This is a genomic window from Clostridium sp. JNZ X4-2 (assembly GCF_054889485.1).
Map to the genome: position 1 here is coordinate 2,788,230 of NZ_CM142685.1, position 13,455 is coordinate 2,801,684.

The window sequence follows — 13,455 nt, forward strand, 5'->3', positions numbered from 1 at the left end:
ATTACATTTATTATATTGTCCTAATATAAATAAATTATTCATATTACTCAAAAATTTTAATATTTTTTACATAACTCCTCTAACTCCAATTTTATATTTTTTCTTAATCCTTCAGGCTCAATTATCTCTGCACTTTTTCCAAAGCCCATTACCCATACCTTTATATCTTCAATATCATCTACATATAAGCTGAGAAGTATATCTCCATCTTCCAATTCATCTATATGCTGATTCGGGTTCCATTTTATATTTTTTATAAAATGAGATATATTTCTGCTAAATTTTATTACCACTTTTATTTTATCCCCCATAAACAATCCCCAGTGATCATTTAAATATTCCTTCAGTGAAAACGTATGTGGTCTCATGTAAATATCATTACTTACTTTTAAGCTTTTTATTCTGTTCAATTTAAAACTTTCCACATCGTCTTTCATGTGACAATACCCTATTACATACCAATCTCCCTGTTTAAATATTAAGTTATATGGATCTACCTTTCTCATAGTCAGATTGTTTTTATTTATTGAAAAGTAGTTTATGCTTAAACTTCTACCTCTGCTCATGGAATAGCTTACCTGTGATATCTTATCCTCTAAATTTCCAGTATTACCTATAAAATCTATTGAAAAACTTCCTGTATCATCCATTTGATCTAAATTCATATCTGAATTTATAGAAACGCCTTTTATTTTATAAACTGCATTTTTAAGCTCTTTTTCATATATAAACCCATTTTGTTTTGTAAGTATTTCCGAGGCTATAAGAAGCGCTCTAAGTTCTTCTTCAGTTAAATTTGCAGGCTTCATATAAAAATTCTTATCTATATAAAACCCGCCATATCTTCCTTTCTTAGTGTAGACGGGTATATTGGCTTTATTCAAACTACTTATATATCTATATACGGTTTTCTTGTCTACTCCTAACGTTTGAGCTAATTCCGATGCAGTAGTCAATCCCTTATACTGTATTATCATTATTATTTCTAATAAATTAGAAATTTTAGACATACTCTTTACCCCCCAATATAAAATTATAGTAACATTTAATTATATCGTTATTTTCTATAATTTTTTTAATAAAATTTTACATAAAATTAAATTACGCTCATTATCTGCAATATTCATTATACGTTTTCCTTTTTGTATCAAATTTATTCATTTTGAATAGTATATAGTATAAATTGAATTTGGCACACACATATAAAAGTACAAACTCTATTTACTAAATAGAGAACATTAAAAATGAGGTGAATATTATATGTCAAAACACCATCGAAACTATAATAATGGTTTTAATATAGCTGATATTTTAAATAATATAGATATAACTCAGCTTCTGTCCATAATATCTTCATTAGGAGGAAATAAAAGCCTTGGCAATGATCAGCTGAGTTCACTTATGAACAATTTGAATTCAGGAAATTCGTCCAGCGGCCCCGCTGCATCAGGTTTTAACAACTCCAATATAAAATCCCAGCTGTCAGAACTAGAAAATAGATTATCAAAAATAGAAAGCGAAGGGACTATAAAAGAAGACCTGCTCCGTGCAGTAAAAGAGTTGCAGAACTCCCCGGATGCAGCTAAAATATTAAACGACTATATGAATTCCAGCAATTCCGGTAGAAATACACATAGAAAGTAATTAAAATTACATTTAAAAAGCACTATCAAAATTTTCTATTTCGTTTTAATCTTGATAGTGTTTTTTTTATTCATAAAATCACCTTAATTTTTGCAGCAGAAGTGCAGCTACAGTTATTGAATTAAATGTAAAATGATTAAATACCGCATACCAATACCCTTTTTTATTTATTAAATAACAATTATACAGCCCGATCCATAGTATTATTGGAAATACATTTAAGTTAAAATGTATTACTGCAAATAAAAAACTGCTTAAAAGTGCTGCCAGGTAAATTCCCATTCTCTTCTTTAATATCTTTTCAAATATAATCCACCTAAATACGAATTCTTCCAATATAGGTGCAAATATTATAACTATGGGAATCATTATTAAAAACTTTCCCAAAGGCATGCTGGCCATATTGGTAACTATATCCTGCTGTTTTAATTCCACTTTAAAATTAGAAAGTACCATGGTCTCCACTGCTGATATAAAAATAGTAGCCAAATAAAATATAAATACCATTTTTAATGCTTTAAAGAATTTAAAATTTTTTAGAGTAAATTTGTAAAATTCATCTGTATGTCTTATATACCATAGGTTAATAATTACAAAGATAAATGGTATAAGATTTTCTGTAAACAGGGAAAGCACTACATATAATATACCAATAGGAATCAAGCCTATATTACTCCTCTTGCCTTCTCTCCAGAACTTTGCAAATAGTAAAAATGGCGGTATATAAACAATCATAAAGACTAAAATGTTTTTTATAATATTCAATCCAAACATTATTAATTTCTCCTTGTTTAATTCTTAACCTTTAGGAATAAAATCAACCATAGAATCCAGGGTATCCAAAATTTCTTCCCTGCCTTGTTTATTTAAAGAAGAAAAAGATAAAATTCTATCAGCTTCTTCTAATTTTAAGGTATTCCGTATAATTTTCAAATTATTATACAATTTACTTTTAGAAACCTTATCAATTTTAGTAGTTACAATAATAATTCTATAATTATAATGTTTTATCCACTTATACATAGTTATGTCATCCGCAGTTGGTTTATGTCTGCAATCTAGAATAAGGACTATTACCTTCAGCTGTTTTCTATCATGCAAATATTCTTCTATTACCCCTCCCCAGCTTTCCATTTCTTTTTTTGAAACTTTTGCATAACCATAACCCGGTAAATCTACAAAATAGAACTTCTTGTTTATCAAAAAAAAATTAATTAACCTGGTTTTGCCTGGAGTACTGCTTACTTTAACTAACTTTTTTCTATTTACAAGTGAATTTATAAGGGAAGACTTCCCAACGTTGGATCTTCCCACAAAAGCTATCTCTTCTCTATTATCTTTAGGATACTGATTTGAACGTACTGCTGAAATTACAAATTCCGATTGCTTTATTTCCATAATAATCCCACCTAATCTTTAGTTAAAAGTGCATTTTTCAGTACTACATCTATATTATCTGCCAATATATATTTCATCTTGCTTTTAACTGTATTGGGAATCTTCAGTAAATCATCTTTATTCTTTTCAGGAATTATAACTGTATCTATGCCCGCCCTGTATGCTGCAAGGCTCTTTTCTTTTAATCCTCCTATAGGAAGCACTCTTCCCGTGAGAGTTATTTCTCCCGTCATAGCTACATTATGTTTTATCTTTCTTTTACTCAAAGCAGATATCATGGCGGTTACCATGGTCACACCTGCAGAAGGTCCATCTTTGGGCACTGCACCTTCCGGTACATGTATATGTAAATCATAATCCTTATAAAATCCACTTTCGATTCCATATTTATGTGAATTTGCCCTTATATAACTATATCCAGCTTTAGCGGATTCCTTCATCACATCTCCAAGTTGACCTGTCAATTGTAATTTTCCACTTCCAGGCATGACACTTACCTCAACAGGAAGAGTATCTCCTCCATATCCTGTCCATGCCATTCCCATAACTACTCCAACCTTATCTTCTTCATTTGCCTTATCATAAATAAATATTTCAGAACCAAGATAGTATTTTACCTTAGTGACAGTTATACTTATACTTTTTTTATCCTTTTCCATCATTTCTGATATGGCTTTTCTTATAACGGCAGCAACTTTTCTTTCCAGACTTCTAACCCCGGATTCCCTTGTATAATTATCTATCAATTTATATATAGATGAGTCTGAAAAGGTAATTTCATTATTTTCTATTCCATTTTCCTTCAGCTCTTTGGGTATCAAATATTTCTTACATATATGAAATTTTTCTTCAACAGTATATCCAGATACCTCTATTACTTCCATTCTGTCAAAAAGTGGTCTTGGAATAGTTTCCAGAGTATTTGCAGTAGTTATAAACATGACATTAGACAAATCGAAATCCAATTCAATATAGTGATCTCTAAAGGTGCTATTTTGCTCGCTATCCAGAACTTCTAAAAGCGCGTCAGCTGGATCCCCTCTGAAATCATTACTCATTTTATCTATTTCATCCAATAAAAACAGCGGATTTTTTGATTTTGCCTGTTTTATTCCATATATGATTCTCCCTGGAATAGCTCCTACATAAGTTTTCCTGTGTCCCCTGATTTCAGCCTCGTCTCTCACTCCCCCAAGTGACATTCTAACAAAATTTCTATTTAAAGCATGAGCTATGGACTTTGCAATAGAAGTTTTTCCTACACCAGGAGGCCCTACAAGGCAGAGTATAGGTCCCTTAAGAGAATTGCTCATTTTTTTAACTGACAAATACTCAATTATTCTATCTTTAACATCTTTTAATCCATAATGATCCTTTTCAAGTATTTCTCTAGCTAGTTTTATATTTAAATTATCCTTAGTTTGAATATTCCAGGGCAAATCCAATATCCAATCCAAATAAGTTCTTATTACCCCTCCTTCTGAAGAATAAGATCCTGTATTTTTAAGTCTATCCAATTCATACAATGTCTTATCTTTAACAGCTTTGGGCAGTTTAGCCCTGGTTATTTTATTCTTATACCTTTTTATCTCTTTTTTATCCTCATCATCTTCTCCAAGTTCCTCCTGTATAGCCTTTAACTGCTCCTTTAAATAGTATTCCTTTTGAACTTTATCTATTTTATTTTTTACCTTAATTCCTATCTTTCTTTCCAATTTCAGAATTTCTATTTCATTTGCCAGTATGGAAAGTACTTTTTCAAGTCTTTTTTCTATATCATAACATTCAAGAAGCTCCTGCTTTTTTTCCTGTTTAAGCATCAAATAGGAGCTTACAGTATCAGCTAGTCTTCCAGGATTATTTAACTCATCCAGTGTGATTATAGTTTCTACGGGTATATTACCTGACAATTTTATATATTCATCAAAATTTTTTTCTATAGCACGTACAAGTGCCTCACAATTTTTATTTTTATCATAATCTTCATCTTTTATTACTTCAATTTTAACCTTAAAAAAAGGTTCCTCACTGATATATTCTCTAAGTATTGCCCTGGATTCACCTTCTACAAGTACTCTAACTGTATCCCCAGGTAATTTTAATATCTGTTTTATATTACAAATTGTACCTATCTTGAATATGTCTTCTTTACTTGGCTCTTCAGTTTTTGCTTCCTTCTGTGCAGTTAAAAATATTTTTTGTTCTGCAAGCATAGCCTCTTCTAACGCAAGTATTGATTTTTCTCTACCTACATCAAAATGCAAAACCATATATGGAAATATAGTAATACCTCTCAACGGAATTAGAGGAAGAATTCTTAAATTTTTATCCATATCTCTCTCCTCCTTTTAAAAGATTTTATAGTATAACAACAATTTTACTAACAAATAGATCATTTTATTATAACTGTAAAACATATTTTTTTCAATTGCCATATATTTTGTTGATAATCATATTGCTAAATTAGGTGTAAACAATCTAAAATTTACTTAAAAAAGAGTACCGAAATCAGTACTCTCCTTTATATGAACTTATGCAGTTTCAGGGCCCTTTCGTGTCCTTGATTTTTTTAGTTTAATAGGAGTTCTCTTCCCATTCTCAGCATTTATAACCTGGGGTTTTCCTGTTGCAACTGCATTTTTATCTATTATTACCTTGGCTATTTCTTCTTTTGAAGGAATATCAAACATTGCATCCTTCATAGTTTCCTCTATAATAGCTCTAAGACCTCTTGCACCAGTGTTTCTCTCCAATGCCTCTTCTGCTATTGCATCCAATGCATCATCCTTAAACTCAAGTTCCACATCATCAAATTCAAAAAGTTTTTTGTATTGTTTCACAAGTGCATTTTTAGGTTCCTTTAAAATACTTATCAATGCACTTTTATCCAGTGCCTCCAAGGTCACTATAATAGGAATCCTTCCTACAAACTCAGGTATAAGGCCATATTTCAAAAGATCTCCCGGCATTATTTCCTTTAAAAGTTTTCCTATATCCTTTTCTTTTTTAGACTGTATATCTGCACCAAAGCCAAGCGTACTTATCCTGGTTCTTCGCTCTATTATACTATCTATACCATCAAAAGCTCCACCGCATATAAACAATATATTAGTGGTATTAATCTGGATAAATTCCTGATGTGGATGTTTTCTTCCTCCCTGAGGCGGCACTGAAGCAACAGTACCTTCTAATATTTTCAAAAGTGCCTGCTGTACACCCTCTCCAGATACATCCCTGGTTATAGATGGATTTTCAGATTTTCTAGCTATCTTGTCTATTTCATCTATATAAACTATTCCATGTTCAGCTCTTTCTATATCATAATCTGCATTTTGTATGAGTTTCAGCAATATATTTTCCACATCTTCGCCTACATATCCGGCTTCTGTAAGAGTAGTGGCATCTGCAATAGCAAAAGGTACATTTAAAAACTTCGCCAGAGTCTGAGCCAAAAGTGTCTTGCCGGATCCTGTAGGTCCAAGCAAAAGTATATTACTTTTTTGAAGTTCTATATCATCACTTTCCTTGTTTGAATTTATTCTTTTATAGTGATTATATACAGCTACTGATAGTGATTTTTTTGCACTCTCCTGACCTATTACATACTGATCAAGATAATTTTTTATTTCTATGGGCTTTGGAATTGAAGTCATATCTATTTGAACATCTTCCTCAAATTCATCGCTTATTATCTCGGAACAAAGTTCTATACATTCATCACAGATATATACTCCCGGTCCCGCAATTAATCTTCTAACTTGATCTTGTGTCTTACCGCAGAATGAGCATTTAAGCTGCTTTTTTTCATCATTTTTTGCCATTTCTACACCTCACTAAAGGTTATTTCTTCTTTGTAATAACTTCATCTATCAAGCCATAATTCTTAGCTTCTTCTGCCGACATAAAGTTATCTCTCTCTGTGTCGTTTTGAACTTTTTCAAGTGGTTGACCTGTTCTTTCACTTATTATAGTATTCAGCTTCTTTTTTATTTTCAGTATTCTATTGGCATGAATTCCTATATCAGTGGCCTGGCCTTGAAATCCACCAAGAGGCTGATGTATCATTATTTCCGCATTTGGAAGTGCAAATCTTTTTCCCTTTGCACCAGCTGTAAGCAAAAATGCACCCATAGAAGCTGCCATTCCTATGCATATAGTGGATACATCCGACTTTATATACTGCATTGTATCATAAATTGCCATTCCAGAGGTTATGGATCCTCCTGGGCTATTTATGTAAAGATATATGTCTTTATCCGGATCCTCCGCTTCTAAAAACAGCAATTGTGCCACTACAAGACTGGCCGTTACATCATTTACTTCCTCACTTAACATTACTATCCTATCTTTCAAAAGTCTAGAATAAATATCGTAAGATCTTTCTCCTCTATTTGTCTGTTCCACAACTACTGGTACTAAACTCATAAAACTCTCCTCCTTTTATATAACCATCTTTTATAGTTAGTATACATCAAAAATAATTTATATTATATTTTGAAGTCAATTGCTGGAAAATTTCCATCAATTGACTGCCTGTCATATTAATCTATTACCTTGCTGCTGTCCACTAACATCTTTATTACCTTTCCATTTATTACATCTGTTCTTAAATACTCTTTCTGGCTGTCAAAGATTAATTTTGACATTTTCTCAATATCCTTGCTGTTATATTGTTTAGCCATGCTTTTTGCTCTCTCTAAAAGTTCCTCATCTTCTGCTTTTATATCTTCTACCTTAGCTATCTCTCCAATAACCAAATCTGTTTTTACCCTTTTTTCTGCTGTTTCTTTCATATAATCCCTAACCTTTTCTTCAGTGCTATTTGTATACTGATAATAAGTTTTAAGATCCAGTCCCTGGTATTTCAATTTCATCTCCAAATCCTTAAGCATATTATCTACTTCTTTTTTAATCATGGCTTCTGGTATATTTACTTCTGCATTTGAACAAACCGCATCCAAAACCGCTTCTTCAAATTCTCCCTCAGCCTTTAATTCATTTGCTGCCTGTTTTTTATCTCTTATATCCTTTTTTACTTCCTCTAAAGTATCAAATTCAGATATTTCCTTTGCAAATTCGTCATCAAGCTCTGGTAATTCCTTAATTTTTATCTCTTTAACTGTAACTTTGAATAGTGCTTCCTTTTCATTTAAATCTTCTCTTCCATATTCTTTAGGGAATTTTACATGGACATCCTTTGAATCACCTGCTTTTAATCCTATCAGTTGATCTTCAAAATTATCTATAAAGGTTCCTGAACCAATTTCTAATTGATAATCCTTTCCTTCTCCGCCTTCAAAATCCTTTCCATCCACAGATCCCTTAAAATCTATTATGGCAATATTTCCTTTTTCTACATTTCCATCTTCCTTTGTTTCTATTCTAGCATTTTTTTGCTGTATTGTCTTCAATTCTTTTTCTACTTCTTCATCCGTTACATTATATGTATTTTTTTTCACTTCAAGATCTTTGTATTCTCCAAGTTTAACCTTTGGAAATACAGTTACAGTTGCTGTATACACAAAATCTTTATCATTTCCTATTTGAATTATATCAATCTGAGGATAATCTACAGGTTTTATATTATTCTCTTCCAATACTTGCGGATATGTATCATCACAACAGAAATTTATGGCATCTTCATAAAAAACTCCTTCACCATAATATTTCTTTATTATATTCATAGGGGCCTTACCCTTTCTAAAACCTGGTATATTAAATTTTTTGGCATTTTTGGCAAATGATTTTTTCATTGCTTCATCGAATTTTGACGATTCTACAGTTATTTCTAATTTTACAACATTCTCTTCTATCTTTTCCTTCTTAACATTCATTATAAAATTCCTCCCAATAATTACTCTATATGCTTATATCAACTATGCTATTATATCATATATCTATATACATTTATACATCATACCTGCCACTTTTACTTCTTGACTGTAATTTAATTTCAATATTAAAAATGAAAAGCATCCCTTATGAAAAAACTTCACCGTCCATAAGAATCACTTGACCACTCCATTATATATATTTTACCACTAAAATTATAATATTCGTACTACAATCTCACATCAGGCAGACAAAATTTTATAGTATTTTTAACTGCTGCATATATTACAAATATAATCTTTGGCTTCCTTTAACTGACAGTAGTTTTTATAATTGTCACTATATACTTCAATTATACCCACTTTATTATACCCTATTTCCTTTAATTTACAAAATATTTTTTTATAATCTACCTTTCCCTTACCCGGAAGCAAACAGGAGCTTTTATCATTTCTGTCATTTACATGCAGGTTTTCCACAGCACTGCCCATAACATCTATATATTCTTCAGGTGTTTTATCTGCTCTATAAGCCTGTTTTATATCCAGGGTAAAATATATGGGTTCAGTACATTTTTCTTTAAGTTCATACAAAAAATCAGTATTACTGGATAAACACCAAAATACATTTTCCTGGCATAATTTTATACCCTGCTCAACTGCTGTATATGCCAATTTATTATAAATATCGAAAATAAAATTGCTGTGAATTTCATGCAGCTTCCCATACCTCATACCGTGAAAAGTATAACATCTGGCTCCCAACAATTTTGCCAATTTACATACTTTCTTAAACTTCAGAAAAGCATCATCTCTTCTTCTTTTATACCGGTCAAACAAATAAGGTTCAAAAGAAGAAGAAAATGCATGAATAGAATTAATGGTAAAATCATTTTCTAATTTTTGCTGCAAAAGCAGCTTTCCAAAATCTTCTTCATATTCACTGTCACTATTTAAAAATATCTCTCCAATTTTAAATCCTAGATTTTTCATTAAAGCTATACTGTCTTCCGTATTAACATATGGATAAAAACTGGCAGATGATAATCCTATATCCATAATACCTCCAAATTCATATTTATCTCATGACCGCTGGACTTGCTCTTCGATGGACTCACTCTTCTCTAAAAAGAGAGATAAGCATTGTCACACTTCTGTATTAGCTCTTCTAATATTCATAAAAAGTTATTCCCTATGGGAAAGTTACAGCTAACCTTGGAACAGTTTTACAATTCACTGTGAAAATACCCAGCAGAAGTTCATAAACCTTCTACTGGGTAACAGAACCCGACGCATTTACATAAACAGTTGTACCGTCTTCAACTACTGTAAGCCCTTTATCAGTCAATCCCTGAAATTTTATATCTTCTCCTTGTATGTCCTGAACCATAACATGATTTTTATCTTGCAGACTCTCTATCCACACATATTTTGCAGTCTTTCCAATCCAGGGCAGCTGACTTATATATGCAATATTATTATCGTCCAAAAATTTTGGTGAAGAGCACCATATATAATTTGGATTGCTGGCTATCTGGGCATCTTTGGTTATTACCGTACCAGTAGTGGATACATACTGTGGATTTGTCATATCCTGCTTATTTCCATTTATGTCCACTAACAATATACTCTGAGATTTATTATCAAATAATACTATATCTTTAGCAGATGGACTTATATCATAAGCTACACTTCCATCTCCAGGAGTAACACTTTTAAATTTTTTATCATTGCCTTTACCCTCATATATTAAATTTACATCTTTACCATCACTTAATTGTACCTTATAGTTATTCTCTTTTTTGGCATTCTTGTCTGTTGATTGGGTTTTACTATCTATTGAAGATGTTTTTGTACTCTCACCATTACCCTTTACTTGTTTATTTTCAGCAGAAATATTGCTTTTTATTTTATTTGTTCCATTTATCACATCTTTGAATGCCCCTCTTATGTAGATTACAGCTAAAACTATTACCAATAAACACGCTATCACAAGTATAACTATATTTCTCTTGCGGCGTCGCATTTTCTTTCCATACTCTTTGCTAAAAATACTTGGCTTACCCACTCAAAAACTCCTCCTATACTCAGTATTAAAATTATAAATTCAAATAATTATCTATAAATATAAATCATATATAGTTATAAAACTATCTTAATTCTTTATATTAATAACATGAATACTCGTTATTTATTATAACTCAAAATTCTAAGAAATAGTACTAATTTTTTGTGAACCTTCCCAAATATATTTCAATGCATACATCATCTTTGAACTTATTTGAACACTCTGCTTCCAGGTTTTATATAATCCAGCCCATTTCTACACATAGGACAATCTTCTGCATTATAAGTAATTATATTTAATTTTACCGCACTATAGACAGGATATGGTATTTTAATATTTCTTGAGCTTCTGTCCACTATACAGCATATACCTGCAACTTCTCCTCCCAGGTTTTCTATTACCCTGGCAACTTCTAAAGAGGATTTTCCCGTAGTCACTACATCTTCTGAAATTATGACTTTCTCCCCTGGATTTATCTCAAAGCCTCTTCTTATAGTCATATTTCCATTCTGCCTTTCTGCAAATATTCCAGGTTTTCCAGTCTGTCTTGCAAGCTCATAGGAAACTATTACCCCTCCCATTGCAGGGCCAACTATTTTATCAAAATTTACATCTTTTAATTTATCAGCAATCACCGATAATACTTTTTCAGCTTTATCCGGGTATTGCAAAAGTTTGGCACACTGGCAGTATTTATTGCTGTGCTTACCTGAAGAAAGTAAAAAATGTCCTTCCAAAAGTGCTCCTGCCTGTTTTAAAATGTCTATAACTAAATCATCCATAATCTTCCTCCTAAATTATTCCTCTTATCTCCTCTAGATCCTTTATATTTTCATCTGCCATATATTTTTCTATATTATCTATTATATCCAAGCATATATCCGGCTTAATAAAATTTGCAGTTCCAATCTGAACTGCACTGGCTCCTGCCATGATAAACTCCAAAGCGTCCTCCCAGCTGCATATCCCCCCTATTCCAACTACAGGAACCTTTACAATCTTTGAAACCTCATATACCATTCTGAGAGCTATTGGTTTTATTGCAGCACCGGAAAGTCCCGCAGTCACATTGTCAAACACCGCTCTTTTATTTTTTATATCCACTGCCATAGCTTTAAATGTATTTACAAGGGATATACTGTCTGCTCCGGCTTCACAGCATCTATAAGCCATATCCACAATATCTTCTGCATTTGGAGACAGCTTCACCATAAGCGGTTTCCTGCATACCTCTCTAACAGCCTTCACTACTTTATAAGCTATTTCGGATTTTATCCCAAAGGCCATGCCTCCGCTCTTTACATTAGGACAAGATATGTTAAGCTCTACAATGTCCACATCCGAATCACTCAATTTTTGTGCAGCCTCAACATATTCTTCTAAAGTACTCCCGCCCAAATTGGCTATAATGACTGTATTGTATCTTTTCATTTTTGGAAGTTCAATATTTATAAAATGCTCTACACCCGGGTTTTGAAGCCCAACACTGTTTAATATGCCTCCTGTAGTTTCAAAAATTCTCATGCCCTTGTTTCCTTCTCTTTTATTCAGGGTAATTCCCTTGGAGCATATTGCCCCCAATTTGGATACATCATAAATCTCATTGTATTCTTCTCCAAATCCAAAGGTTCCCGATGCAGCAATTACAGCATTCTTCAAGTTTACACCGCATATATCCACCAAATCAATAACCTCCTTCCAGATAATGATTTTTATAATTTACCATACTATTTCTTCACCTGAAAAAACCGGACCATCTTTACATACTCTTTTGTTCCCAGAAGTGGTACTGCAGGTACATACCAGACAGGCTCCTATTCCACAAGCCATATGTTTTTCCATGGATACATATACCTTTACCTTCTCTTTCATACATTTTTCTACCACCTTTCGTATCATGGCTTCAGGTCCACAGCACAATACCGTATCATACACTTCAGGTTTGAATTCATCTGTAACATAACCTTTTATCCCAAGGCTTCCATTTTCCGTTGATACATATATATTATCTACAAAAGGCTGAAATTTTTTTATAGAATATACATTATCCTTAAATCCTGCATACAGATCTACATTATGCTTTCCTATACTTTCTCCGGAATTTAAACTCTGATCTTTCATATACCTTGCAAGATAAAACATAGGAGCAATACCTATTCCACCAGTTATTATAGCAGTTTTTCCCTTCAGGTTTTCCCTGCTGAATCCATTTCCCAGAGGACCTAAGAGCTTAATTTCATCTCCCCTTCTTAAATTGCACAGCTTTTCAGTGCCTCTTCCCACTACCTGATATAAAAAGGTTATCTTGTCTTCCTCCAAATCATGTATACTTACAGGCCTGCCCAGTGCAGGATCCAATTCCCAGCATCTAAGCATATAAAATTGCCCCGGTATTCCCTTAAAAATTCCCTTGATTTCAAGTTTATATATATTATCAGTTACTTTTTTATTTTCATATACTTCCATAACCCAGTAGTTTAACTTACTCTCCACTACATTTCTTCCCCATTTCTA

The 13,455-nt window shown here is 32.3% G+C and carries 13 protein-coding genes; 1 reads left to right on the forward strand and 12 read right to left on the reverse strand.

Annotated features, from left to right (window positions below):
• Positions 1–56: 56 nt before the first annotated feature.
• Positions 57–1,010, reverse strand: a complete 954-nt coding sequence (locus tag ACYUJ6_RS13385) for a helix-turn-helix transcriptional regulator (RefSeq protein WP_461843253.1) — start codon at positions 1,008–1,010, stop codon at positions 57–59.
• Positions 1,011–1,260: 250 nt separating this feature from the next.
• Here ACYUJ6_RS13385 and ACYUJ6_RS13390 point away from each other — a divergent pair, with 250 nt between their 5' ends.
• A complete protein-coding gene (locus tag ACYUJ6_RS13390; RefSeq protein ID WP_461843254.1) occupies positions 1,261–1,644 on the forward strand; it encodes a hypothetical protein in 384 nt (127 codons plus the stop codon).
• A 78-nt stretch (positions 1,645–1,722) separates the two neighbouring features.
• On the opposite strand, the gene ACYUJ6_RS13395 is transcribed toward ACYUJ6_RS13390, so the two are convergent.
• The 11 genes from ACYUJ6_RS13395 to ACYUJ6_RS13445 all read right to left on the reverse strand — a co-directional run bounded on the left by ACYUJ6_RS13395 (position 1,723) and on the right by ACYUJ6_RS13445 (position 13,434).
• Entirely contained in the window at positions 1,723–2,418 is a 696-nt protein-coding gene (locus ACYUJ6_RS13395; protein WP_461843255.1) for a lysostaphin resistance A-like protein, read from the reverse strand.
• A gap of 24 nt (positions 2,419–2,442) precedes the next feature.
• Entirely contained in the window at positions 2,443–3,042 is a 600-nt protein-coding gene (yihA, locus tag ACYUJ6_RS13400) for a ribosome biogenesis GTP-binding protein YihA/YsxC (RefSeq protein WP_461843256.1), read from the reverse strand.
• A gap of 11 nt (positions 3,043–3,053) precedes the next feature.
• Positions 3,054–5,375: an endopeptidase La gene (lon, locus tag ACYUJ6_RS13405; protein WP_461843257.1), complete on the reverse strand. Its 2,322-nt coding sequence runs from the start codon at positions 5,373–5,375 to the stop codon at positions 3,054–3,056.
• A gap of 198 nt (positions 5,376–5,573) precedes the next feature.
• Positions 5,574–6,863: an ATP-dependent Clp protease ATP-binding subunit ClpX gene (gene clpX, locus ACYUJ6_RS13410; protein ID WP_461843258.1), complete on the reverse strand. Its 1,290-nt coding sequence runs from the start codon at positions 6,861–6,863 to the stop codon at positions 5,574–5,576.
• Positions 6,864–6,882: 19 nt separating this feature from the next.
• The gene (clpP, locus tag ACYUJ6_RS13415) at positions 6,883–7,467 is read right to left on the reverse strand and encodes an ATP-dependent Clp endopeptidase proteolytic subunit ClpP (protein ID WP_461843259.1); all 585 of its coding nucleotides are present in this window, start codon (positions 7,465–7,467) and stop codon (positions 6,883–6,885) included.
• Positions 7,468–7,583: 116 nt separating this feature from the next.
• On the reverse strand, positions 7,584–8,876 hold the full coding sequence (gene tig / locus ACYUJ6_RS13420) for a trigger factor (protein ID WP_461843260.1): 1,293 nt from the start codon (positions 8,874–8,876) through the stop codon (positions 7,584–7,586).
• 267 nt (positions 8,877–9,143) lie between these two features.
• A complete protein-coding gene (locus ACYUJ6_RS13425) occupies positions 9,144–9,932 on the reverse strand; it encodes a sugar phosphate isomerase/epimerase family protein (protein ID WP_461843261.1) in 789 nt (262 codons plus the stop codon).
• A gap of 211 nt (positions 9,933–10,143) precedes the next feature.
• Positions 10,144–10,941 (reverse strand): hypothetical protein, encoded by a 798-nt coding sequence (locus ACYUJ6_RS13430; protein WP_461843262.1) that lies wholly within the window; start codon positions 10,939–10,941, stop codon positions 10,144–10,146.
• Between the two features lie 209 nt (positions 10,942–11,150).
• Positions 11,151–11,723 carry an orotate phosphoribosyltransferase gene (gene pyrE / locus ACYUJ6_RS13435; RefSeq protein ID WP_461843263.1) on the reverse strand — a complete coding sequence of 191 codons (573 nt, stop codon included), beginning with the start codon at positions 11,721–11,723 and terminating at the stop codon, positions 11,151–11,153.
• Between the two features lie 10 nt (positions 11,724–11,733).
• Entirely contained in the window at positions 11,734–12,630 is an 897-nt protein-coding gene (locus ACYUJ6_RS13440) for a dihydroorotate dehydrogenase (RefSeq protein WP_461845517.1), read from the reverse strand.
• A 30-nt stretch (positions 12,631–12,660) separates the two neighbouring features.
• Positions 12,661–13,434, reverse strand: a complete 774-nt coding sequence (locus ACYUJ6_RS13445) for a dihydroorotate dehydrogenase electron transfer subunit (RefSeq protein WP_461843264.1) — start codon at positions 13,432–13,434, stop codon at positions 12,661–12,663.
• Positions 13,435–13,455: the final 21 nt, after the last annotated feature.